Source organism: Halomonas sp. PAMB 3232 (genome assembly GCF_031954225.1).
Classification (GTDB): Bacteria; Pseudomonadota; Gammaproteobacteria; order Pseudomonadales; family Halomonadaceae; genus Vreelandella.
In genome coordinates this window covers 141,111-163,514 of the sequence record NZ_CP134865.1, presented here as the reverse complement: position 1 = coordinate 163,514, position 22,404 = coordinate 141,111, and the positions used below count along the sequence as shown (strand labels likewise).

The 22,404-nt window shown below is 63.8% G+C and carries 23 protein-coding genes; 4 read left to right on the top strand and 19 right to left on the bottom strand.

Features of this window, described 5'->3' with window-relative positions; translation table 11 throughout:
- Nucleotides 1–95: 95 nt before the first annotated feature.
- The 5 genes from RN346_RS00745 to RN346_RS00725 form a co-directional block, all read right to left on the bottom strand.
- Nucleotides 96–539 (bottom strand): universal stress protein, encoded by a 444-nt coding sequence (locus RN346_RS00745; RefSeq protein ID WP_263585518.1) that lies wholly within the window; start codon nt 537–539, stop codon nt 96–98.
- Between the two features lie 30 nt (nt 540–569).
- The gene (locus tag RN346_RS00740) at nt 570–1,853 is read right to left on the bottom strand and encodes a TRAP transporter large permease (RefSeq protein ID WP_311959350.1); all 1,284 of its coding nucleotides are present in this window, start codon (nt 1,851–1,853) and stop codon (nt 570–572) included.
- A 29-nt stretch (nt 1,854–1,882) separates the two neighbouring features.
- On the bottom strand, nt 1,883–2,461 hold the full coding sequence (locus tag RN346_RS00735) for a TRAP transporter small permease (protein WP_263585520.1): 579 nt from the start codon (nt 2,459–2,461) through the stop codon (nt 1,883–1,885).
- A gap of 194 nt (nt 2,462–2,655) precedes the next feature.
- Nucleotides 2,656–3,702 carry a TRAP transporter substrate-binding protein DctP gene (gene dctP, locus RN346_RS00730; protein WP_263585521.1) on the bottom strand — a complete coding sequence of 349 codons (1,047 nt, stop codon included), beginning with the start codon at nt 3,700–3,702 and terminating at the stop codon, nt 2,656–2,658.
- A 157-nt stretch (nt 3,703–3,859) separates the two neighbouring features.
- Complete coding sequence (locus RN346_RS00725) at nt 3,860–4,432, bottom strand: TIGR02444 family protein (protein ID WP_263585522.1); 573 nt, start codon at nt 4,430–4,432, stop codon at nt 3,860–3,862.
- A 26-nt stretch (nt 4,433–4,458) separates the two neighbouring features.
- Between RN346_RS00725 and RN346_RS00720 the strand changes: the two genes are divergently transcribed.
- A complete protein-coding gene (locus RN346_RS00720) occupies nt 4,459–6,402 on the top strand; it encodes an ATP-binding cassette domain-containing protein (RefSeq protein WP_311961828.1) in 1,944 nt (647 codons plus the stop codon).
- Nucleotides 6,403–6,436: 34 nt separating this feature from the next.
- On the opposite strand, the gene dtd is transcribed toward RN346_RS00720, so the two are convergent.
- The 6 genes from dtd to RN346_RS00690 all read right to left on the bottom strand — a co-directional run bounded on the left by dtd (nt 6,437) and on the right by RN346_RS00690 (nt 11,308).
- The gene (gene dtd, locus RN346_RS00715) at nt 6,437–6,883 is read right to left on the bottom strand and encodes a D-aminoacyl-tRNA deacylase (RefSeq protein ID WP_311961827.1); all 447 of its coding nucleotides are present in this window, start codon (nt 6,881–6,883) and stop codon (nt 6,437–6,439) included.
- Nucleotides 6,884–6,886: 3 nt separating this feature from the next.
- Nucleotides 6,887–7,708 carry a bifunctional hydroxymethylpyrimidine kinase/phosphomethylpyrimidine kinase gene (gene thiD / locus RN346_RS00710; RefSeq protein ID WP_311961826.1) on the bottom strand — a complete coding sequence of 274 codons (822 nt, stop codon included), beginning with the start codon at nt 7,706–7,708 and terminating at the stop codon, nt 6,887–6,889.
- A 19-nt stretch (nt 7,709–7,727) separates the two neighbouring features.
- Nucleotides 7,728–9,131 carry a TRAP transporter large permease subunit gene (locus RN346_RS00705; protein WP_263587363.1) on the bottom strand — a complete coding sequence of 468 codons (1,404 nt, stop codon included), beginning with the start codon at nt 9,129–9,131 and terminating at the stop codon, nt 7,728–7,730.
- Between the two features lie 8 nt (nt 9,132–9,139).
- Nucleotides 9,140–9,688 carry a TRAP transporter small permease subunit gene (locus tag RN346_RS00700; protein WP_263585526.1) on the bottom strand — a complete coding sequence of 183 codons (549 nt, stop codon included), beginning with the start codon at nt 9,686–9,688 and terminating at the stop codon, nt 9,140–9,142.
- A gap of 139 nt (nt 9,689–9,827) precedes the next feature.
- Entirely contained in the window at nt 9,828–10,673 is an 846-nt protein-coding gene (locus RN346_RS00695) for an endonuclease/exonuclease/phosphatase family protein (RefSeq protein ID WP_409335776.1), read from the bottom strand.
- A gap of 2 nt (nt 10,674–10,675) precedes the next feature.
- Nucleotides 10,676–11,308 (bottom strand): thiol:disulfide interchange protein DsbA/DsbL, encoded by a 633-nt coding sequence (locus RN346_RS00690; RefSeq protein WP_263585527.1) that lies wholly within the window; start codon nt 11,306–11,308, stop codon nt 10,676–10,678.
- Between the two features lie 298 nt (nt 11,309–11,606).
- Here RN346_RS00690 and yihA point away from each other — a divergent pair, with 298 nt between their 5' ends.
- Nucleotides 11,607–12,245 carry a ribosome biogenesis GTP-binding protein YihA/YsxC gene (yihA, locus tag RN346_RS00685; protein WP_263585528.1) on the top strand — a complete coding sequence of 213 codons (639 nt, stop codon included), beginning with the start codon at nt 11,607–11,609 and terminating at the stop codon, nt 12,243–12,245.
- A 25-nt stretch (nt 12,246–12,270) separates the two neighbouring features.
- Here the strand turns inward: yihA and RN346_RS00680 are convergent, their stop codons facing one another.
- The 8 genes from RN346_RS00680 to RN346_RS00645 form a co-directional block, all read right to left on the bottom strand.
- Nucleotides 12,271–13,023, bottom strand: coding sequence for an HAD family hydrolase (locus RN346_RS00680; protein ID WP_263585529.1), 753 nt, complete (start codon nt 13,021–13,023; stop codon nt 12,271–12,273).
- Nucleotides 13,020–13,913 carry a tyrosine recombinase XerC gene (locus RN346_RS00675; RefSeq protein WP_311962734.1) on the bottom strand — a complete coding sequence of 298 codons (894 nt, stop codon included), beginning with the start codon at nt 13,911–13,913 and terminating at the stop codon, nt 13,020–13,022. Before RN346_RS00675 ends, RN346_RS00680 begins: the two co-directional genes overlap by 4 nt.
- Nucleotides 13,914–13,932: 19 nt before the next feature.
- Nucleotides 13,933–14,643 (bottom strand): DUF484 family protein, encoded by a 711-nt coding sequence (locus tag RN346_RS00670; protein WP_263585530.1) that lies wholly within the window; start codon nt 14,641–14,643, stop codon nt 13,933–13,935.
- 34 nt (nt 14,644–14,677) lie between these two features.
- A complete protein-coding gene (gene dapF, locus RN346_RS00665) occupies nt 14,678–15,511 on the bottom strand; it encodes a diaminopimelate epimerase (RefSeq protein ID WP_311961825.1) in 834 nt (277 codons plus the stop codon).
- Complete coding sequence (lysA, locus tag RN346_RS00660; RefSeq protein WP_311961824.1) at nt 15,511–16,782, bottom strand: diaminopimelate decarboxylase; 1,272 nt, start codon at nt 16,780–16,782, stop codon at nt 15,511–15,513. The genes dapF and lysA overlap by 1 nt, the downstream gene beginning before the upstream one ends.
- Nucleotides 16,782–16,895 carry an LPS translocon maturation chaperone LptM gene (gene lptM / locus RN346_RS00655; RefSeq protein ID WP_263585533.1) on the bottom strand — a complete coding sequence of 38 codons (114 nt, stop codon included), beginning with the start codon at nt 16,893–16,895 and terminating at the stop codon, nt 16,782–16,784. The genes lysA and lptM overlap by 1 nt, the downstream gene beginning before the upstream one ends.
- Nucleotides 16,892–18,295 (bottom strand): argininosuccinate lyase, encoded by a 1,404-nt coding sequence (gene argH / locus RN346_RS00650; protein ID WP_311961823.1) that lies wholly within the window; start codon nt 18,293–18,295, stop codon nt 16,892–16,894. The genes lptM and argH overlap by 4 nt, the downstream gene beginning before the upstream one ends.
- A gap of 116 nt (nt 18,296–18,411) precedes the next feature.
- Nucleotides 18,412–20,487, bottom strand: a complete 2,076-nt coding sequence (locus tag RN346_RS00645; protein WP_311961822.1) for an EAL domain-containing protein — start codon at nt 20,485–20,487, stop codon at nt 18,412–18,414.
- Nucleotides 20,488–20,639: 152 nt separating this feature from the next.
- Between RN346_RS00645 and hemC the strand changes: the two genes are divergently transcribed.
- Nucleotides 20,640–21,584, top strand: a complete 945-nt coding sequence (gene hemC, locus RN346_RS00640; protein WP_263585536.1) for a hydroxymethylbilane synthase — start codon at nt 20,640–20,642, stop codon at nt 21,582–21,584.
- Between the two features lie 37 nt (nt 21,585–21,621).
- Entirely contained in the window at nt 21,622–22,392 is a 771-nt protein-coding gene (locus RN346_RS00635) for a uroporphyrinogen-III synthase (protein WP_311962733.1), read from the top strand.
- Nucleotides 22,393–22,404: the final 12 nt, after the last annotated feature.

The window sequence follows — 22,404 nt, the reverse complement described above, 5'->3', positions numbered from 1 at the left end:
GCCGGCTGGAAAATTCTGGGTCGCAAACGCGTACGCGACGCCTGTCTGGCTAAGACCCCGTTGCGGGCCAAAGGTTTAAGACTGCAGGTTCAAGATTACACCACCAGGGTGGGACAGTGCGATGCCCCGGCAACGCGCTGTGACACGCTGCCCAGCAGCAGGTTCTTGTCGCCGTTGGTGCCCTGGGCGCCAATCACGGTCAAATCGCACTCGCGCTTTCGCGCAAAGCGCACGATGGTGCGCGATGGGCGCCCACCCTTGACGAAAGCGCGCACTCGGGTGGCGTCGGCACCAAGCTCCACCGCGAGCGCCTTGGCGTAGACGGCGATTTCCGTGGCGTACTCCTTGAGCGCGTCGTCGGGAATATCGAGCTTGCTCGGGCGCACCATGGAAAGCGACGCCTCGAGCAGACTGTGATGTTTGAAGACGCAGAGCATGTAGAGCTCCGCGCCGGTCAACAAATGCAGGCTTACCGCTTTCTCGAGCGCCTTGACCGCGCCCTTCGAGCCATCCACCGGTACCAGAATACGATGAAACATGGGTTTTTCCCCTTTTTATGACCCGGTCACCTAGCGAAAGGCCACGTCGCGCAGAAACAGCGCGATCTGCGGGAACATGATCAAAAGCGCCGCGGCGAGGATCAAAATCAGGATGAATGGCGGCGTGCCCTTGATCACGTCCCAGTATGGGCGCTTGAAGATCGCGATCGCGGTAAAGATATCGCAGCCAAACGGTGGCGTCGCCGAACCGATCGCCACCTGCAGCGTGATCAGAATACCTACCAGCACCGGGTCGAGGCCGGTCGCGGCTACCGCCGGCGCGAAAATCGGCGTAAGCACCAGAATCACGACGATCGGATCGACGAACATGCAGGCGACGAAAAACGATACGCAGATAGCGATCAGAACGCCGGTCGGCCCGGCGTCGTTGACGCCCACCGCCTCGAGAATGGCCTGGGGAATCTGGGCAAACGAGATGACCCAGGAGAAGCCGTTACCCACCGCCACCAGAATGAACACCACCGCCGTGATCAGCCCGGTGGACTTGGCGATGGTGTAGATATCGCTCATTTTCAGCGAGCGAAACACTACGAACTCCAGAAGCACCGCATAAAGCACGCAGGCCGCCGCCGCTTCCGTGGGGCTGAACACGCCGCCGTAGATACCGCCGACGATGATGACCGGGAAGCCCAGCGGCCAGAGCGCATCCTTCACCGCAAGCGCCCGGGCCTTCCAGCTCGAGCGCGGCTCGGTGGGGACGTCCCTGACGATGGCATAAACGATGCAGTACGCCGAAAACATGAAAAGAATCAAAAGTCCTGGCCCGATACCGGCGATGAAGAGCTCGCCGATCGACGTGCCGGAAATAACGCCATAAATGATCATGCCGATACTCGGCGGAATCAAAAACGCGATATCGCTTGCGTTGATGATCAGCGCCAGCGTAAACGAGTCCGAGTAGCCCGCTTTCAGCATCCTGGGGCGAAGCGGCGAGCCCACCGCCACGACCGTTGCCTGGGTCGAGCCGGACACCGCGCCAAACAGCGTGCACGACGCCGCGGTGCTGACCGCAAGCCCGCCCTTGATATGGCCGATGAAGGACATCACCATTTCGATCAAGCGGTTGGCGGACTGGCCGCGGGTCATGATATCGGCGGCGAGAATGAACATCGGCACCGCAATCAACGAGGCTGGCCGGATACCCGCCATCATCTGCTGAATCAGCGTATCCATCTGGCCAAAGCCGTTGAACATCATGTAAAAGCCAATCACCGCGGCGGTGATCAGCGGAATCATCATGGGAAAGCCCAGCAGCAGCAGGGCGATCATGGTCACTACCATTATCGTCGTCATCGTGTTCCCCTAAGCTCGCGTGGCCCTGGTTAAACTTCCGTTTCCGTATCCTTGTACCCATCCACCACGCCGGTCGAGAGATAGACATCGTGGCTGGTCAGGTTCTTGATGGCGGTCAGCAGGTATTGAATGGCGGTGATCAAAAACCCCATCGGCACCCACACATAGATCATCCACACCGGCAGGCTGAGCGCCGGCAGCACCCGCCCCTTGCTGTAGAGATCGAGGATGTAGATCACCGAGTAGTAGAGCAAAAAGAACATCACAAGCGAGGTGAACAGCGAAATCACGACCATTAGCACGCGGCGCCCGCCCACCGGCAGCGCATCGTAAATGGCCGACATGCGGATATGTCGACCGTGGCGAGCGGCGTAGCCGATCCCTGCAAAGGTGATCATGATGATGAGAATCCGGTTGAGCTCGCCGGAAAACATGATGCTGTTGCCGAACACGAATCGGGCAACGACGTTGATGACCGTATTCAGCGCCATTAGCAAAACCCCCAGCGCCAGAATCACTGATTCGACTTTGCTAATTGCGGTGTCGACCACCCCCAAAACGCCGGGCAGCCCCGAGCGGTAGTTGGCTTCTGCTTCCTCTTCGGTCATGGCTATTCTCCTGTCAGCGCCGCGCTTCGCTCGCTAAAACGAGCGGCATTGCGGTCAAAAGGCGCGGATAAAGTGCATGCAAAAAACGCATCCCCAAGGGCACTAAAAAGGGCAGCCGTGGCTGCCCCTTGCGTTACTCGAGATAGGCGTGCGGCGAGGCCGGTAGGATCATCGTCCCACCGACGACGACGCGCTTACTCGTTTTCAACGTTTTCAAGGTCGGCCTTGAACTGCTCGAGTAGCTCGCTGCCGCGCTCGCCGGTCATTTCGAGGAAGGCTTCCTCGACCTGCGGGGCACGCTCGCGAAACGCTGCAATCTGCTCGTCGTCCAAACGCGTCACGGTGACTTCGTCGGACGCCTCCTGAATTTTCTCCAGCGACGCCTCGGCCAGGCCCTGAACGTGCTCCATGGTTTGTTCGTAGGCGGCGTCGGTGGCGTCCTGAACCAGCTGCTGGTCCTCTTCGGACAGACCGTCGTAGAAGTCCTGGTTGGCCATCATCGCGGTGGTGAACCAGCCGTGGCCGGTGAAGGTCAGGTGGGGCGACACTTCATAAAGACCGCCGGACTCGATCCAGAAGATCGGGTTTTCCTGGCCGTCGATGATGCCGGTCTGCAGGCCGCCGTACACTTCGCCCCAGGGCAGCGGCGTGGGCGTTGCGCCAAACGCGCTGTAGGTCTCGGAGAGCAGCGGATTGGTCATGGTACGGATTTTCTTGTTATCCATGTCCTCCGGCGAGCTGATCGGCTCGTCGGTGGTGATGACCATTTCGCCTTCCGGATACATCTGGAGAAGTTCGAGCCCCTGCTCGGCGTAGAGCTCGGGGAACATCTCGTTGATCGCCTCACTTTCATCGAAGAACGTCAGAACGGTCTCTTCGTCGGTCGGCAGCAGATAAGGAATGAAGAAGATTTGCGCTTCGGGAATCAAGGCGCCGGTGAAGCCGGGGGACTGGTTGACGAACTGCAGGATGCCGTTCTGGGTCTGCTCCATGATGTCATCGGACTCGCCCAGCTCGCCAAAGCGATACACCTGAACGGTATGATCGGAGTTCTCTTCGATGTACCCCTTGAACGCTTGGGCAAACACGTCCTGAACGTCGCCTTCGTACTCTTCGTGGGCGTAACGCCAGTTATCTGCCTGGGCCGCGGCGCTCATGCCGAACAGCAGCGCGCCAACGCTTGCCGAGGTAAGAAGTTTGGACGTAACCGAACGCGTCGATAAAGCCTTGTAAGCTTTCATGCAGAGTTCCCCTTGAAGTGGTAAGCGCGTCACATAAAGCGCACAAATCCATTTTTAAATAACGGCTAGCGCAGCGTTGATGCCTTACCCGCTACGTTTGAAGCGGGCACGGTCGGATCACACGCCATGCGTTATTCAAAAATAGCTTAATTTGAGGCTAGCGCGCTGACTTGACCGGGTCAAGACGGGTGCCAATCACCGCCCAGGCGTTTTCGACCTCAATACAAGGCTTGTCAAAAACAGGGGCATCGGCCGCCAAATCACTCGAAAAGAGCTGATACTGCAGCCAAACGCTCGCGTTCCGCGATTCTTTATCGATCTCTTCAAGCGTTGAAATATCGCTTTGAGGCGCAAGCGCGAACGCCTGCCAGGCGTCAAGATTTTCTTTCTCGGCGGCAAGCTCGGCGTGCTTTATGGTGTCGCGCAGCGCCTTGATCGAGGCACTTCGTTGAGCCTGGCCCTTGAGCGTTTGGCGCAGCGCGCGAAGCGGCTGGGTGATCTCGCGCTGCCAGCGCAAGCGCGAGCGCCGCTCGTGGGCAAGCGCTGCCGGGGTCGCCATGAGCCCATGACGGTAGAGCCAAGCGTGAAACAAAAGCTCGCAGACATCGACCCCGGCCTGATCCTGCAGCGTCAGGCAGGCAGGTGTCACATCGTCGAGGGCGTAGAAGGCGCAGGCGAAATCCCAAAGCGGTGTCTGCTGCAGGCGCCTTGATCGGTTAGAATCACTCATCACGTTCGCCTCATTCGGGAGAAAGCATGATCGCACTGCGCCAGGTGGCCCTGCAACGGGGCACGCAAACGCTGCTGGAGGGCGCCGATCTGACGCTACACAATGGCGTCAAGGCCGGCATCATCGGCGCCAACGGCGCCGGCAAGTCGAGTCTTTTCAAGCTGCTACTCGGCGAGCTGGGCCCGGACCAGGGCGATATCGAAATGAGCGGCGGCCAACGCGTGGCCCACATGGCTCAGGAGGTCGAGGCGCTCGACCGTTCGATCATCGAGTACGTGCTGGATGGCGACGAGGCCCTGCGCCAGGCGCAGCAGGAGTTGAGCGATGCCCAGCGCGCCGACGATGCCCACCGCGAGGCGGAGCTTCACGGGCTGATCGAGACACTCGACGGCTACACTGCCGAGTCCCGCGCCGCCCAGCTGCTGGTCGGCCTTGGCTTTTTGCAGGCCAATCTGACCCAGCCGCTGTCGAGCTTTTCCGGCGGCTGGCGCATGCGCGTGAACCTGGCGCGCACGCTGTTCATGCCCTCTGACCTGTTGCTACTCGACGAGCCGACCAACCACTTGGACCTCGACGCGCTGCTCTGGCTCGAAAACTGGCTGACCCGCTACCCGGGCACGCTGCTTCTGATCTCTCACGATCGCGACTTTCTCGATGCGGTGTGCGATCACATCGTCCACATGCATCAGCAAAACGTCGAGCTTTACCGCGGCAACTATTCGCGCTTCGAGCGCACCCGTGCCGAAAAGCTCGCCCTGCAGCAGGCCCAGGCCGCCAAGCAGCAGGCGAGGCGCGAGGAGATCGAGCGCTTCGTCGCTCGCTTCAAGGCCAAGGCGACCAAGGCGCGCCAGGCGCAGAGCCGGGTGAAGATGCTCGAGCGCATGGAAGAGATCGCGATCGCCCACGTCGATTCGCCCTTTCACTTCACCCTGCCCGCCGCCGACAAGACCTCGCACCCGCTGCTGGTGCTCGACGACGCGCGGCTGGGCTATCGCGGTGACGCCGGAGAAACCGTTCAGCTCGACAAGGTCAACCTGACGCTACTGCCCGGTAGCCGCATCGGCCTGCTGGGCCCCAACGGCGCGGGCAAGTCGACGCTGATCAAGACGCTGACCGGCGAGCTTTCGCTGCTGGCCGGCAAGCGCGTGCCCGGCGAGCACCTGGCGATCGGCTACTTCGCCCAGCACCAGCTCGAGGGGCTCGACGTCACCGCCACGCCCTTCGTTCACGTGCAGCGCCTCTCCCCCACCGCCAGCGACCAGGAGATCCGCAACTTTCTTGGCGGCTTTGGCTTCAAGGGCGACGACGCCTTCGCCACGGTCGCCCACTTCTCCGGCGGCGAGAAGGCGCGCCTGGCGCTTTCGCTGGTGGCCTGGCAAAAGCCGAACCTGTTACTGCTCGACGAGCCCACCAACCACCTGGATCTGGAGATGCGCGAGGCACTGACCCAGGCGCTGTCGGCGTTCGAGGGCACGGTGATTCTGGTGTCCCACGACCGTCATCTCTTGCGTGCCACGGTGGACGAGTTCTGGCGGGTGGCGGATCACCGGGTCGAGCCCTTCGACGGCGATCTGGATGACTACCGCGCCTGGCTCAAGACGCGCCTGGAAGAGAGCCGCCGTGAGGAGCGCGTCGAAAAGAGCGAGCGCCAGGCGCAGCAGCCAAGTGTAGACCGCAAGGCCTCGCGCAAGGCCGCCGCAGCGCTCAGGGAAAAGCTGCGGCCGCAGAAAAAAGCGCGTGACCAGGCCGAAAAAGCCATGGAGGCCGCCCAGAGCGCGCTCGAGAAAGTGGAAGAGACGCTGGCGGAGCCGGCGCTCTACACCGACCCGGCGCGCAAGGCACAGCTGACCGAGGCGCTGGCCGAGCAGGCGCGCTGCAAGGAGCGCGTGGACAGCGCCGAGCAGCAGTGGCTCGCCGCCGAGGAAGCGCTGGAAGCGATGGAGGCGGAAATCCTCGAAAGCGAGCGCTAGCGGCTTTTCACCTTGGGCTTTTAACCCTGGGCTTTTAAACCTGGCGACTTTCGAGCATGAAGGTGACCGGCCCGTCGTTGGTGAGCGTCACCTGCATGTCGGCGCCGAAGCGGCCGGTCTCGACCGCAGGCCAGGCCGCGCGGGCGCACTCGACGAGATAGTTAAACAGCCGCTCGCCCTCTGCCGGGACGGCGGCACTGGAGAAGCCCGGCCGCAGCCCCTTGCGGGTATCCGCGGCCAGCGTGAATTGCGACACCAGCAGCAGCCCGCCGTCGACCTGTTGCAGGTTGTCGTTCATCTTTCCCTCGGCGTCGCTGAACACCCGATAATGAAGCAGCTTGTGCAGAATTTTCTCCGCATCCGCTTCACTGTCGCCACGCTCGACGCCGATCAGCGCCAGAAGCCCCTGGTCGATGGCGCCGATACGCTCGCCGTCCACGCTCACGGCGGCGTGCGTCACCCGCTGAATCAGTGCTTTCACAGGCTACCACCAGCGATGAAAGTGATGGACCGGCCCGCGCCCGTGACCGACCTGCAGCCGCTCGCTGGCCTCGAGGGCTGAGTGAAGCCACTGTTTGGCCTCGCGGATCGCCTCTACCGGGGCGTGCGCGTCGGCCTCCAGAGGGAGTCTTGCCAGACACGCGGCAACCGCTGCGGAGAGCGCACAGCCGGTGCCGTGCAGGTTCTCGGTGTCGATGCGCGAGGCGGGAAGCCAGGCGTGCTCGGTGGGCGTGGCCAGAAGATCCGGGCAGGTCTCGCCAGTCAGGTGGCCACCCTTGAGCACCACGAAGGGCGCACCAAGCGCGGTGAGCCCTGGCAGCATCGCCTCCATCTCATCCGGCGTTTTGGGCGAGGCGGTGTCGAGCAGCACCGCAGCCTCGGGCAGGTTCGGGGTAATCACGTGGGCCAGTGGCACCAGCACGTCGCGCACCGCGCGAATGCCTTCGTCATCGACCAGGATATCGCCGCTTTTCGCGACCATCACCGGGTCGAGCACGATCCAGCGCGGGCGATGCTTCTCCAGCACCGCCTTGATCACCTCGGCGACCTCGCGACTGCCGACCATGCCGATCTTCACCGCGTCGATGGCCACGTCCTCGAGCAGGTTCTCAAGCTGCACGCGAATCATCTCCGGCGAGACCGGCTCGACCCGGGCCACGCCCTGGGTGTTCTGGGCGATCACCGCGGTGATCACGTTGGTGGCGTAGACGCCGAGGGCCGAAAACGTCTTCAGATCGCCCTGCAGCCCCGCGCCACCGGAGGGGTCGGAACCGGCAATGGTCAATACCTTCGCGATATGCGTCATGGTCAATGTTACCCCGTGCTTACATGACCGAGGGAAGCCAAGTGGCGATCCCCGGGAATAGCGACAGCGCCAGCAGCATACCCAGCTGCAGCAAAATGAACGGAATCACGCCCTTGTAGATGGCCGAGGTCGGCACACTCGGGGGGGTGACGCCGCGCAGGTAGAACAGCGCAAAGCCGAACGGCGGGGTCAAAAACGAGGTCTGCAGGTTCACCGCGATCATGATGCCGAACCAGATCGGGTCGACGCCCATGGCCAGCAGCACCGGGCCAACGATCGGCACCACCACGAAGGTGATCTCGATGAAATCGAGAATGAAGCCGAGCAGAAAGATCACCAGCATGACGATGATCGTCGCGCCGACCACGCCGCCGGGCATGGACTCGAACAGGCTCGTGACCAGCTCCTCGCCGCCATAGGCGCGAAACACCAGTGAGAACAGCGCCGCGCCGATCAAAATCAGAAACACCATGCTGGTGACCTGGGCGGTAGAGTAGAGCGTCTCCTTCAGCATGGTGAAGCTCACGCGCCGGTTGGCCACCGCCAGTACCAGCGCGCCAAAGGCGCCCACGGCAGAGGCCTCGGTGGGTGTTGCGAAGCCGCCTAGAATCGAGCCCAGCACCGCCACGATCAGCAAAATGGGCGGCACCAGCCCCTTGAGCAGCAGCGGCCAGATCGAGCCCTGGTGATTCAGCTCCGCCTTGAGCTCCTCACGATCCACCGCCGGCGCCGATGACGGCTTGAGCCACGCCAACACCAGCAGATAAACGATGTAGGTTACGACCAGAATCAACCCCGGCACTAAAGCGCCGATGAATAGATCGCCGATGGAGAGCGTCTTTGGGCTCCACACGCCCATGGAGAGCTGCGCCTGCTGATAGGCGTTGGAGAGCACGTCGCCCAGCAGCACCAGCGCGATCGACGGCGGAATGATCTGGCCAAGTGTACCGGTGGCGCAGATAGTGCCGGTGGCCAGCGCCGGAGAGTAGCCGCGCTTGAGCATGGTCGGCAGCGACAAAAGCCCCATGGTGACCACGGTGGCCCCGACGATGCCGGTGGAGGCCGCCAGCAGCATACCGACGATGATCACCGACAGCCCCAGCCCGCCGCGCAGCGAGCCAAAAGCCATCGCCATGGCGTCGAGCAGCGTTTCGGCGACGCGAGATTTCTCCAGCAGCACGCCCATCAGCACGAACAGCGGCACTGCCAGGAGCGTCGTGTTGGTCATGATGCCGTAGAGGCGGTTGGGCATGGCGCCCATCATGTGGGGCTCGAAGGGCACGTCCACGCCCAGTGATGTGAGCGCGTAGCCGATACCGGCAAATCCAAGCGCCGTGCCGGCCAGCGACAGCGCCACCGGATAGCCCAGCATCAACACGCCGCACACGGCGGCGAAGAGCACCAGCGGCATGAAGTCCAGTATGACGGCCACTAGACGACCTCCTCGTGCTCATGAGTGGGATTGGGAAGCGCGCCGCGAATGATCAGCGTCTGGCGAATCAGCTGCGCCACCGCCTGCAAGAGCAACAGCGCCACCATGGCGAGAATCAGCGACTTCAACAGATAGACCGCCGGGATGCCGGCGTTGGGCGAGCGCTCCATGATCGCCCAGCTGGTCAACACGTAGTGGAAGCTGCCGATGGCGATGAACAGCGACACGGGGACGAGCAGAAACAGCGTGCCCAGCAGGTCGATCCAGGCCCGGGCTCGGCTGGAGAGCTTGCGGTAAAAGATGTCTACCCGCACGTGGCCGTCGTGCTTGAGCGTCCAGGCCGCGCCGAGCATGAACACCGCAGCGTGCATGTACATCACCGACTCCTGCATGACGATGCTGTTGGCCCCGATCACGTAGCGCAGCACGACGATGGCGAACTGCACCAGCATCATGATGATGATCAGCCAGGCGACCGCTCGCCCGACGCCTTCGGTCAGCCCATCGAGCCAGCGTAAAAGCCGCGGCTCAAAAGAATTTGCACGCATGGAGGTGTCCTGCCTTCTGAAAACGACTCGAAATGATCGCCGATTCTATCCCCTGCGTCATCCCCTGCGACCTCAAGCCCCCCTTTTTACGACCATTTACCGAGCAAGGGCCATCGAAGAGCTGCTTCAAGCGCGATGGTCAGGCCAGAGGCGCCGGGCGATGAGCGGCTTCGAGTGATCGTAGGCAGGCGGCAGGCAGCGGCAATTCCACCGCCACCGGCAGGTGATCCGAAAAGAGATGGTCGAGCACGCTGACGTCGGCGGCTTCCAGGGTTTGCGACAGCAGAATGTGATCCAGCGCTCGGCGCGGCTGCCAGGAGGGGTAGCTCAAAAGCGGCTTGACCGGATGCAGCGGCAGCGAAGCGCTAAAGCGCTCGTGGGCGTGAAGCTGCTCCGGGGTGCAGTTGAGATCGCCCATCACCACCACGTGGCGAAGCGGGGCGATGATGTCGCTTAGATAGTTGAGCTGGCGCACCCGGCCGCGATGGCTCAGCGCCAGGTGCGCCACGAAGATATGCAGCGCGTCCGGGCCGTTGCCGAAACGCACGTGGATCGCCCCGCGCCCGGGAAGCGTGCCGGGCAGCCGGTGCTCTTCGATACGGCTGGGGGTGAGTTTCGATAAAAGCCCGTTGCTGTGCTGGGCGATACGCCCCAGATTGCGGTTGAGCTGCTGAAAATGGTGGGGAAACCCGGCCTGAGCGGCCAGGTATTCGACCTGATTGATACGGCTGGAGCGAAAGCTTCCGCCGTCGACTTCCTGAAGCCCCACCACGTCGAACTTGCCCAACACCTCGCCCATGACGTCGAGGCGCTTGACGCGGCGCGGATGGGGCAAAAAGTGCTGCCAGCTCCGGGTGAGGTAGTGATGGTACGCCGAGGTTTGAATGCCGACCTGCAAATTGAAGGTCAGAAGTCTCAGCGTACCGCTCTCCCAAAACGGACTTTGCGCTTGCTGCGCGGCGTCGTCGGCGGAGAAGCCCGACACGATTACTCGGCGCGCTCGCTACGGACCTGCTCGATCAGCGCCTCGGCGACGACCGGCATGTTGTCCGCGCCGCCGGCAGTGCTCGGGGTCACCACGAAGCGGCCATCGACGACCAGCGCCGGCACGCCCATCAGGCGCATTTCGCGCATGCGGCTGTTGGCGCGATTGGTTTCGCTGCGTACCGGGAAGGCGTTGAGCGCCTTTTTGGCCTCGTCTTCGGTCACGCCGTAGTTGGCGAAAAACGCGGCGATGTCATCCTCGTCGGTCAGTTGCTGACCGTCCTGATGGATCGCATCGAAGAAGTCCTGATGAAGCTCCTCCTCGATTCCCAGCGACTGGGCGGCGTAGAAGGCGGTGGCGTGGGTATTCCAGTTGCCGCCCATGGTCGCAGGCATCTTGACGACTTCGACGTCGTCGTCGAGGGTGTCGTACCACTCGTTGACCGTGTCCTGCAGGCCGTAGCAGTGCGGGCAGCCGAACCAGAACACCTCGGTGACCTCGATGTGATCGTCATCGGCGACGGTCGCGACCGGGTTCTCCAGCAGCGTGTAGTCCTGGCCTTCCACCACCGTCTGGGCACTGGCGGCGGTCGAGAGCGCAAGGCCGGCCACGGCCGCAACGAATACTTTAAACATTATCGACATTCTCCAAAGTTGAGCGAAGCCTATGACTATCAAAACGTTCGACCGGTTCCCGGGGTGCGTTCAACGCCGCCGGGCAGGTTCTCGGGATACGTTGTAACGCATACTTGCCCGCTTTTTCATCGCCGTCCAGTGTTACACTAGCGTTTTCAGCAAGCCTACCCGCCCCACCGAGTGTAACGAATCCCGTCACCGGCTTAAATGGCCGCCGCCTGGCCGGGGCCGATTGCCCTCGACCTCGAAGGCAAACGGGTAGCCTTGACGTATGACTCAAGCGTTCAGGATTTTTTCCATGTCGACTCAAGACCGCCAAAGCCCGCGCCTCAACTACGCCACGGCCCAGTTCATGATCAGCGCGCCGAAGCTTTCGCTCTGCCCGGACGACACCGGCGCCGAGGTGGCCTTCGCCGGGCGCTCGAACGCGGGAAAATCCAGTGCGATCAACGCGCTGACCCAGCAAAAGGCGCTGGCGCGCACCTCGCGCACCCCCGGGCGTACCCAGCTGATCAATTTCTTCAGCCTGATGAACGACCCGGCCACGCGGATGGTAGACCTGCCCGGCTACGGCTACGCCAAGGTGCCCGAGTCGGTGAAGCTCGAGTGGCAGCGCCATCTCTCCGAGTATCTGCTGCACCGCTTCAGCCTGAAAGGCGTGGTGCTGCTGATGGACGTGCGTCATCCGCTGACCGAGTTCGACCTGACCCTGCTCGATGTCGCCGACCAGCGCGGCATGCCGGTGCACATTCTGCTGACCAAGGCCGACAAGCTGAAAAAGGGCCCGGCGAGTGCGGCGCTGCAAAAAGTGCGCTCGCGGCTGGTCGAGTGGGAAGACCTGGTCACGGTGCAGCTCTTCTCGTCGCTCAAGCGCGACGGGGTAACGACGCTATGCCAAACCCTGGACCGCTGGCTGGACGCGCCGGAACCCGAGTAACGCGGCCCCCCCAATAGCGCCCGTTTCAGCCGGGCGCGCGCTCCAATTGCGCGATCAGCGCCGGCAGCTCTCGCACGTGGCTCAGCCGGTAGACGCGGCTCGGAAGCGCCCGGTCGCTTTCACCGGCGATCCACACCGCGTGCATGCCGAGCTTGTTTGCCGGCAGTACGTCCTCCTCCCAGGAATCCCCCACGTGCATGGCGCACTCCGGCGCCACGTCGAGGCGCTCGAGCACGTTCAAAAACGCGTGGGGGTCGGGCTTGGGCGTGAACAGCTCGCCAGCGGCCACGGCGATGGGAAAGTAGGCCGCCAGCGGCTGGCGTTTCAAGTGGATATTGCCGTTGGTGATGGCGGCCAGATGAAAGCGCTGGCCCAGCGCTTCGAGCAGCTCAAAAGCTTCCGGGTGCGGGGTGACCTGCACGCGCAGCCGGTGAAACTCGTTCATCGCCGCCGCCGCCCATAAAATCGCGGCGCTGCGGTCAAGCCCTGCCGCTTCGAGCTGGGCCTCCAGCGCGCGAAGCCGCAGCCAGGTGAAGTCGCCCCGGCGCTCGGGCGTCGCCTTGGCCAGCGCCTGGCGTTTGACGAGATAGTCCGCCAGGCCCGCCTCCTGCTCGATTGAAAGCGCAGCTTCGCCCCGCTTTGAGCGCCACTCGTTGAGTGCGCTCAAAAGCCACTGGTAGTGGCCCTGCTCGGTTTTGAGCATCACGCCGTGGTTGTCCCAGAGCGTGTCGTCGAGATCGAAGGTGATGGCTTTTAGCTCGGCTGCGGGTTGGGTCATGAGTCGCTCCGGGGGCGGCGTTTGGCACGGGGGTGGGCGGCATCGTAACTCGTGGCCAGATGCTGCCAGTCAAGGCGAGTGTAAACCTGGGTGGTCGAGAGATTGGCGTGGCCCAAAAGCTCCTGCACGGCGCGCAGGTCCTGGCTCGACTCCAGCAGGTGGCTGGCAAAGGAGTGGCGCAGGCGGTGCGGATGCAGGGGTTCGGCCAGGCCGCGCTCGACACACAGGTGCGCCAGGCGCTTTTGGATGGCGCGGTGGCCAAGGCGTGCGCCGCGGCGCCCGACGAACAGCGCCGGCTCTGCGCCTGCGGTCAGACACCCGCGCACCGCCAGCCACTGGGTTAACGCGGCGCGGGCGCGCCGGCCCACCGGCACCTGGCGGGGCTTTCCGCCCTTGCCCACTACCCGCACGTAGCCGCCTTGCAGGCTCGTTAGATCGAGCGCGGCAAGCTCTGCCAGGCGCAGGCCGCTGGAGTAGAAAAGCTCCAGCATGGCCTGGTCGCGGCAGGCCAGCGGCGAGTCGTCATGGGGCGTATCCAGAAACCGGGCGAGGCTGTCCACGTCCAGCGGCCGCGGCAGGTGGCCGGGCTGCTTGGGCGTGCGCACGAGCCGGACCGGGTTGTCGGCAAGCCGGCCCTGACTTACCAGCGCATCGGCAAAGCGTGAAAGCGCGGCGCGTCGGCGCGCCAGGCTTCGCGGCGAGAGCCCGCGGCTGCGCTCGGCGCCGAGAAACGCGCGGGCAAGCGGCGCATCCAGGCGCTCGGCCAGCACCACGCCTCGCGTCTCGGCGAAACGGGCGAAAGCGGTGAGATCCTGCCGGTAGCCCGCCACGGTCGCCGGGCTTGCGCGCTCGGCAAGCCGGCCAAGATAGGCGTCGATCGCCTCCCACATCGCGCTGGCCCCGGCTACGTTAACCACCGCTGCCCAAACGCTGCAGGAGTCTTGCGACGATGTCGCCCAAATATTCGGTGAACAGCGTATCCATGCTCGCCCGATAGCACTCAACGTCAGGGCTTGCGAGCAGCAGATAGCCCATCGGCTCGCCGGCGGAGAGCCGCGTGATCGCACATGACCCCGCCTTGCGCGGTGCCTTGGTATGGGGCAGCAGGCGCTTCCAGTCGCTGGCGCTGAGTTTGGCGCAGCGGCTGGTGCGCCCGTCCAACAGCGCCGTCAGCCGCGACGTCGCGTGCTGGTCGAGCACGTGGCGTGGCGGCTGGGGCGGCGTCGGCTCCTCGTCGCTCACACTCGATGGGCACCAGAGCGCCATCGCCGGCGTGTCGAAACGCTCATTGAGCTGGGTCGCCAGCGCCTGGGCCAGCGCGTCGCGGTCCTCGGCATCGATCAGCACCAACAGCGTTTCGCGCAGGCGCCGGTACTGCGCCTCGTTATGGCGCGCGGTTTCCAGCAGGTGCTCGAGACGCCCCTCGGCGCTCTCGGCGCGGTGGCGAAGATCGGCCACCAGCCGCTCCAGAAGCGACGTGGCCCCGTCGATGTTCGGGTGAGGCACCTTGAGCTGCTGTAAGAGCCCTTCCCGGCCGACGAAAAAGTCCGGGTGGCGGGCTAGCCAAAACGCGACCTGGTCCGGGTCGAGCGTCTTGCGCGGCTCGGGGGCTTGCGACATCGCCGTTCTCCTTGGAGTGGTTGAGCGTGCTGGATTAGTTGAGCGTCACGCGGCCGTCGAACACCCTGGTCGCCGGGCCAACCATGATCAGTGCGGCATCTTCGCTCGGCCACTCGATTGTGAGCTGGCCGCCGGGCAGGTGCACCGTGACCGGGCTTTGCAAAAGCCCCTGGCGAATGCCGCTGGCCACCGCCGCGCAGGCACCGGTACCGCAGGCAAGCGTCTCGCCGCTGCCGCGCTCGAAAACGCGCAGGCGAATCTCGTGTTTTGACACCACCTGCATGAAGCCGACGTTGACCCGCCGGGGAAAGCGCGGGTGGGCCTCCAACAGCGGGCCCACCCGCTCGACCGGCGCGGTGTCGACGCTGTCGACCGTGAGCACCGCGTGGGGGTTGCCCATCGATACCGCGCCGACCTCGAGGCGCTGCCCGTCGACCTCGATGGCGTGCAGCACCGCATCCGCCGGCGCATCGAACGGAAGCCGCTCAGGGGCGAAGCGCGGCCGGCCCATGTCGACCCGCACCTGACCGTCGCTTTGCACGTGCAGCGTGAGCGGCCCGCCGGCGGTTTCGACGCAAATCTCGTGCTTGTGGGTCAGGCGCTGCTCGCGCACGAAGCGCGCGAAGCAGCGCGCGCCGTTGCCGCAGTTTTCGACTTCGCTGCCATCGGCATTGAAAATTCGGTAGCGAAAGTCCATGTCCGGGTCGCGCGGTGGCTCGACCACCAACAGCTGGTCGAAGCCGATGCCAAAGCGTCGGTCGGCCAACTGGGCGATCGTTTCGTCGGTCAGCCGGGCACGCTGGGTGACCAGATCGATCACCATGAAATCGTTGCCCAGCCCGTGCATCTTGGTGAAGTGAAGCAGCATTACGTCGTCTCGCTTGGCAAGAGCGTTTCGCCGGCCCAGAGGCTTTCAAGCGACTCCCGGGCGCGCACCACGTGGACGCGGTCGCCGTCGACCATCACCTCGGCCGGGCGCGGGCGGCTGTTGTAGTTCGAGGCCATCACGAAGCCGTAGGCCCCCGCCGAGCGCACCGCCAGCAGATCTCCTGCGGCGATGGCAAGCTCGCGCTCCTTGCCGAGAAAATCGCCGGTTTCGCACACCGGGCCGACCACGTCGAACGTGGCGGTATCACGGCGCTCACGAGTATCGACGCGTACGATCGCCTGCCAGGCCTGATAAAGCGCCGGGCGGATCAGATCGTTCATGGCCGCATCGACGATGGCGAAGTTTTTCGTCTCGCCGGGTTTCAAGAATTCGACCCGGGTGAGCATGACGCCGGCATTGGCGGCGATGGAGCGGCCGGGCTCGAACAAAAGCGTCAGCGCCTCGCCGCCTTCCCAGCGCGACAGCCGTGCCAGCAGCTGGCTTGCGTAGTCGAAGGGCTGCGGCGGGGTTTCGTCGCGATACGGCACGCCAAGCCCGCCGCCAAGATCCAGATGCTCGATTTCGATACCGCGCTCGCGAAGCCGCTCCATGAGCAGCAACAGCCGCTCGAGGGCATCGAGAAACGGCGCGGTTTCGGTCAGCTGCGAGCCGATATGGCAGTCCAGGCCATTGATGGCGAGGTGCGGCAACTTCTGGGCGAGCGTGTAGACCTCGAGCGCATCGTCGATGGCGATGCCGAACTTGTTGTCCTTGAGCCCGGTGGAGATGTAGGGGTGCGTGCCCGCATCCACGTCCGGGTTGACGCGAAGCGACACCGGCGCGATGACGCCGAGTTCACCGGCTACGGCGTTCAGACGCTCGAGCTCCGGCGCGGACTCGACGTTGAAGCACTTGATGCCGACCTCGAGCGCCCGGGCCATCTCGTCGCCGCGCTTGGCCACGCCGGAGAACACCACCTTTTTCGGATCGCCGCCGGCCTTGAGTACGCGCTCGAGCTCGCCCACGGAGACGATATCGAAGCCCGCGCCCAAGCGTGCCAGAAGCCCCAGCACCGCCAGGTTCGAATTCGCCTTCACCGCGTAGCAAATCAGGTGCGGATGAGTGCCGAGCGCCTCGGTGTAGGCGCGAAAGTGGCGCTCGAGCGTGGCCTTCGAGTAGACGTAGCAGGGCGTGCCCACCTCGTCGGCAATGCGCGTAAGCGGCACCTCTTCGGCGAACAGCACGCCGTCCTGGTAGTTGAAGTGATCCATCAGGACTCCTCGGCGGCGGTCTGGGCGTTGTCATCCGGCAGGTAGAGCGGGCCTTTTTGGCCGCAGCCGGCAAGCAGGAGTGCGACGAGCGCGATCAGGACGAGCGCCTTCATGGTGCCTCCCGGTGCGCCTTGAGCGCCTCGAGTGCGCGGCTCGCCGCGGCGCGTACCTGGTCCGGGGCGGTGCCGCCGATATGGTTGCGCGCGGCGACCGACCCTTCCAGCGTCAAGACCTCAAAGACGTCCGCCTCGATGGTGTCGGAGAACTGTTGAAGCTCCTCGAGGGTCATTTCAGACAGATCCTTCTTCTCCTTCAGACCAAACGCCACCGACTGGCCGACGATCTCGTGGGCGTCGCGGAAGGCCACGCCGCGGCGTACCAGGTAATCCGCCAGATCCGTCGCCGTGGAGAAGCCGCGCCGCGCCGCCTCGAACATGCTCTCTTTTTTTGGCTCGATGGCGGGCACCATGTCGGCGAAGGCCTTGAGGCAGTCCAGCACCGTATCGACGGTGTCGAACAGCGGCTCCTTGTCCTCCTGGTTGTCCTTGTTGTAGGCCAGCGGCTGCGACTTCATCAGCGTGAGCAGACTCATCAAGTGGCCGTAGACGCGCCCGGTCTTGCCGCGAACGAGCTCCGGCACGTCCGGGTTCTTCTTCTGCGGCATGATCGACGAGCCGGTGCAGAAGCGATCCGGCAGGTCGATGAAGTCGAACTGGGCGCTGGTCCAGAGCACCAACTCCTCGCTCATGCGCGACAGATGCATCAACAAAATGCTGGCGAAGCTGGCGAATTCGATGGCGAAGTCACGATCCGAGACCGCGTCCAGCGAGTTCTCCGCCGGGCGGGAAAAGCCCAGAAGCTCGGCGGTAACGTGACGGTCGATCGGGTAGGTGGTGCCGGCCAAAGCCGCCGCGCCCAAGGGCATGACGTTGACACGCTTGCGAGTGTCCAAGAGGCGCTCGTGGTCGCGGGCGAGCATCTCCTGCCAGGCCAACAGGTGGTGGCCGAAGGTGACCGGCTGAGCGGTCTGCAGGTGGGTGAAGCCCGGCATGATGGTGTCGGCTTCGCGCTCGGCAAGCCCAATCATGCCTTCGCGCAGACGCATTAGCTCCGCGTCGATCGAGTCGATGGCGTCGCGCATGAACAGGCGAATATCGGTCGCGACCTGGTCGTTGCGCGAGCGCCCGGTGTGCAGCTTCTTGCCGGTGATGCCGATCTTTTGCGTCAGCCGCGCTTCGATGTTCATGTGCACGTCTTCAAGCGGCACCGACCACTCGAACTCGCCGCGCTCAATCTCGCCCTGAATCTCGGTCAGGCCGTCGATGATTGAGTCGCGCTCCTCGTCGCTGAGCACGCCGACGCGCGCCAGCATGGTGGCGTGGGCGATCGAGCCCTGAATGTCCTGACCGGCCAGGCGCTGGTCGAAGCTCACGGAGGCGGTGAAGCGGGCAACAAAGGCGTCGGTGGGCTCGCTAAAGCGTCCGCCCCAGGACTGATTCGTAGCTTGGCTCATCAAGAATTCCTACTGACAAAACGAAGGTGGCAACAAGGGTGACAACATAAGGAAATCGTTGGCCCAGAGTGTACCAGAGTCGGCCCGGTTCGCGGCACGCGGTTTTGCACGCCCGCTCAGGGCGAATCGATGCCGGCGTCCTTGAGCGCGCGAGGCCAATCGAACCGCGACAGGTAGTCGTCGAGCCCGGCCAGCGGCATGGGCCTGGCGAAGTAGTAGCCCTGCATGAAGGTGGAGTGGCGCTGGTGCAGATAGCGAAACTGCTCGGCGGTTTCGACGCCTTCGATGAGCACCTCGAGCCCCAGCTTCAAGGACATGGTGATCACCCCTTCCACGATCGCCGCGTCGTGCTCGTCGTGGGTGACGTCGCTTATGAACGAGCGGTCGATCTTGAGCCGGTTGATCGGCAGGCGCTTTAAATAGCTCAAGCTGGAAAAACCGGTGCCGAAATCGTCCAGCGCGATGTGGACGCCCAGCGCGCTGAGCTTCTTGAGCGCCTCGATGGCGTTCTCCAGACTCTCCATCAGCACGCCTTCGGTGATCTCGATCTCCAAAAGCGCCGGGGCCAGTCCCGTCTCCTTGAGCACGCGCTCGATCGAGGCGACAAAGCCCGGCCGCTGAAACTGGGTAGGCGAAATATTGACCGCCATGACGAGTGGGCGCTGGGCGCCGTCGTTGATATGCACCGCATCGCGACACGCCTGATTCAGCACCCACTCGCTGATGGGAATGATCTGGCCAGTCTCTTCCGACATGCCGATGAACTCCGCCGGCGAGATCGCGCCGCACTCCGGATGGTGCCAGCGAATGAGCGCCTCGACCCCGACCACCTCGCCGCTCGCGCCGTCGATCTGCGGCTGATAGTGAAGCTCGAACTGCTCCTGCTCGATGGCCGTTTGCAGTGCGTGGCGCAGGCTCACCCGCTCGCTCACCCGATGGTTGAGCTCGTCGGTGTACCACTGATAGGTGTTGCGCCCGCGGCGCTTGGCCTTGTACATGGCCAGATCCGCCTGCTGCACCAGCGACCGGGGCTTGGCCATACTGCCGTTGTCGGTACCGATGCCGATACTGGCGGTGATGTGAAGCGCCTTGTCCTGATACCAGTAAGGTTCGGCAATCCGCCTGAGCAAACGCTCCACCACCTGGATCACGTCCTGCTCCATCGCCAGGTCCGGCAGCAGCACGATAAACTCGTCGCCCCCGATGCGCGCCACGGTATCCCAGGGGCGCAGCTCCTCCTCGAGGCGCCGGGCGACACTGATCAAAATGAAATCGCCGACATCGTGACCCAGCGAATCGTTGATCGGCTTGAAGTCGTCCAGATCGATGAACAGCACCGCCACGTGACGCCGATAGCGCTTGGCCAACATGCATCCCTGGGACAAGCGCTGGTTCAAGAGCTGGCGATTGGGCAAGCCGGTCAGGGCATCGTGATTGGCGTTGTGTCTCAGCTGCGCCTGGTACTCGCGCTGGGCGGTGACGTCGTTTTGCACGCCGATGAAATGCGTGACTCGCCCCTGCTCGTCGCGCACCGGCGAGACGTACAAGTCGTTCCAAAAGGACGTGCCATCCTGGCGGACGTTGCGCAGCATTACGTGCACATCGCGCTGTTCGCGTATGCCCCGGCGCAGTTGCTTGACGGTGGAGGCGTCGGTTTCGTCGCCCTGCAGGATACGGCAGTTGCGCCCGAGCGCCTCATCCCGGGTGTAGCCGGTGATGGTCTCGAAAGCCTTGTTGACGTATACCATGGGCAAATCGTCGGCCAGCGCATCGACGATGACGACACCATTGGTGCTCGACTCCACGCTGCGCTCCAGAAGCACCAGCTGCTGCTCGGAGGTCTTGCGCTCGGTGATATCGCGGGCGATCACGTAGATCACCTCGCCGTCGGCGAAGGCGCTCACTTCGAGCCAGGTGAGTGCATTGGTCTGGCTTTTGGCGCGCACGTCAAAAGGCTCGATCTGCTCGCCCTGATGTATGCGCGCAAGCGCGCGCTCTATAATGGGGTGGTCATCGGGCTCGACGATCACCCCGCACGGGCGGCCGATGAGCTCTTCGGCGCGGCGGCCCAGCATGCGCTCGAAGGCCGGGTTAACATTGAGTAGTGCCCCTCGGAAATCGATGCAACAAAGCATATCCTGCGAGAGCAGAAAAAAGTGGTCCAGCTCACCTTGTTGATCGGCAGAGGGCATGGGCGTTACCTGCACGTGACAATAGAGTTTAGGGTCGGCCAATCAAGAGTGATCGATTTTACGGCGCAAGCGTTTTTACTGCGTAAGCGCGTGCTTTATGATGAGATTTATCATAGTTCGACACGCCGTGTCTGCGGCATAGGGAGAATAACGTGTCATCCATCACCAAATTACGCATTGCCACGCGCAAAAGCCAGCTGGCGCTGTGGCAGGCAGAGCACGTCCGCGAGCGCCTGATGGCTGCGCACAGCGGCCTCGACGTCGAGCTGGTCGCCCTGTCCACCAAGGGCGACAAGATCATCGATACCCCGCTTTCCAAAATCGGCGGCAAGGGCCTGTTCGTCAAGGAGCTCGAAGAGGCAATGCTCGACGGCCGCGCCGATATCGCCGTGCACTCGATGAAAGACGTGCCGATGCACTTTCCCGAGGGGCTCGGACTTTCCGTCATTCTGGAAGGCGCCGAGCCCACCGACGCCTTTGTCTCCAACCGGTTTCAAAGCGTCGATGAGCTGCCGGAAGGCGCGCGCATCGGCACCGCGAGTCTGCGTCGGGGCCTGCAGCTGCGTGAAGCGCGCCCGGATCTCGAGATTTTGAACCTGCGCGGCAATGTACAAACACGCCTGGCCAAGCTCGACGACGACGAGTTCGACGCCATTATTCTGGCGACCTCCGGGCTCAAGCGGCTGGGGCTGGCCGCGCGCATCGCCCAGGAGCTGCCGCCGGAGATCTGCCTGCCCGCCTGCGGTCAGGGCGCGCTTGGCATCGAGTGCCGGCTGCACGACCCCGAGCTGATCGCGCTGCTGGCCCCGCTCGATGACAACGACACCGCCACCCGCGTGCGCGCCGAACGCGCCATGAATACCCGCCTGGAAGGCGGCTGCCAGGTACCGATCGCCGGCCATGCGGTGCTCGACAAGGCCAACGAGACCATCTGGCTGCGCGGACTGGTGGGCAACCCGGAAGGGACCGAGGTGCTGCGCGCCGAGGGCCGCGGCTCGATCCACGAGCCCGAAGCGCTGGGCATTCGCGTGGCCGAAGACCTGCTCGACCAGGGCGCTGGCGATATTCTCGCCGAGGTATACGGCGACAACGTATGAGCACGCGCTGCCCATGAAGGCGACCCAGACCGCGCCAATGACCGCGCCCGTACTGATCGGCCGCCCCGGCGAGCGCGGCGAGGCCCTGGCCTCGGCGCTGGCCGCCGACGGCGCCTGGGTCGAGCCGCTCGAGGTGATGGCGCTGGAGACGCTCGAGGAGGACGCCGCGCTCAGAAGCGTCTGGCTCGATCTCGACCGTTTTCATAAAATCGTGGTCACGAGCCCCTTCGCCGCGCTGCAGCTGATCGAGGCGGTCGACCGCTACTGGCCGCAGCTGCCGGTAGGCATCGATTTCTACGCGCCGGGCGCGGGCACCGCGACAGCGCTCGAAGGCGCGCTCGACGTACGCGTAGAGCGCCCCCCGGTCAGCGCCGGCGAGGACACCAGCGAAGCGCTATTGACGCTCGATTCGCTTTCAGGCCTTGCGCATCAGCGCGTGCTGATCGTGGCCGGTGAAGGCGGGCGAACGCTTTTAGCCGAGACGCTCACCGCGCGCGGCGCCGCCGTGACCCGTGTGGCGACGTATCGACGCGTTTATCGCGCGCCCGGTCCGGAATTGCAGCGGCGCCTGGCAGAGGGCCGTTTTCACGCATTGATCGTGACCAGCGGCGAACTGCTCGAATATCTGTCAAACTGGTGCCATCAAGCAGCGTTGAAACAACCCCTAATCGTTTCCAGCCGCCGTTTGGCCGCCTTGGCCGGCACGCTGGGTTTTTGCGACCTCAAGGTGGCGTCAGGCGCATCGACGGCCGCGCTGGCAGCGGCGTTGAACGCGCTCAGCTCCCCCGGAGATGCCGATGTCGATTAAAGAACTTAACAA

Coding starts and splice junctions, on each gene's coding strand:
- RN346_RS00745 (WP_263585518.1), bottom strand. CDS start 539: ATGTTTCATCGTATTCTGGTACCGGTGGATGGCTCGAAGGGCGCGGTC.
- RN346_RS00740 (WP_311959350.1), bottom strand. CDS start 1,853: ATGACGACGATAATGGTAGTGACCATGATCGCCCTGCTGCTGCTGGGC.
- RN346_RS00735 (WP_263585520.1), bottom strand. CDS start 2,461: ATGACCGAAGAGGAAGCAGAAGCCAACTACCGCTCGGGGCTGCCCGGC.
- dctP (WP_263585521.1), bottom strand. CDS start 3,702: ATGAAAGCTTACAAGGCTTTATCGACGCGTTCGGTTACGTCCAAACTT.
- RN346_RS00725 (WP_263585522.1), bottom strand. CDS start 4,432: ATGAGTGATTCTAACCGATCAAGGCGCCTGCAGCAGACACCGCTTTGG.
- RN346_RS00720 (WP_311961828.1), top strand. CDS start 4,459: ATGATCGCACTGCGCCAGGTGGCCCTGCAACGGGGCACGCAAACGCTG.
- thiD (WP_311961826.1), bottom strand. CDS start 7,708: ATGACGCATATCGCGAAGGTATTGACCATTGCCGGTTCCGACCCCTCC.
- RN346_RS00700 (WP_263585526.1), bottom strand. CDS start 9,688: ATGCGTGCAAATTCTTTTGAGCCGCGGCTTTTACGCTGGCTCGATGGG.
- RN346_RS00690 (WP_263585527.1), bottom strand. CDS start 11,308: ATGTTTAAAGTATTCGTTGCGGCCGTGGCCGGCCTTGCGCTCTCGACC.
- yihA (WP_263585528.1), top strand. CDS start 11,607: ATGTCGACTCAAGACCGCCAAAGCCCGCGCCTCAACTACGCCACGGCC.
- RN346_RS00680 (WP_263585529.1), bottom strand. CDS start 13,023: ATGACCCAACCCGCAGCCGAGCTAAAAGCCATCACCTTCGATCTCGAC.
- RN346_RS00675 (WP_311962734.1), bottom strand. CDS start 13,913: ATGTGGGAGGCGATCGACGCCTATCTTGGCCGGCTTGCCGAGCGCGCA.
- RN346_RS00670 (WP_263585530.1), bottom strand. CDS start 14,643: ATGTCGCAAGCCCCCGAGCCGCGCAAGACGCTCGACCCGGACCAGGTC.
- dapF (WP_311961825.1), bottom strand. CDS start 15,511: ATGCTGCTTCACTTCACCAAGATGCACGGGCTGGGCAACGATTTCATG.
- lysA (WP_311961824.1), bottom strand. CDS start 16,782: ATGGATCACTTCAACTACCAGGACGGCGTGCTGTTCGCCGAAGAGGTG.
- lptM (WP_263585533.1), bottom strand. CDS start 16,895: ATGAAGGCGCTCGTCCTGATCGCGCTCGTCGCACTCCTGCTTGCCGGC.
- argH (WP_311961823.1), bottom strand. CDS start 18,295: ATGAGCCAAGCTACGAATCAGTCCTGGGGCGGACGCTTTAGCGAGCCC.
- RN346_RS00645 (WP_311961822.1), bottom strand. CDS start 20,487: ATGCCCTCTGCCGATCAACAAGGTGAGCTGGACCACTTTTTTCTGCTC.
- RN346_RS00635 (WP_311962733.1), top strand. CDS start 21,622: ATGACCGCGCCCGTACTGATCGGCCGCCCCGGCGAGCGCGGCGAGGCC.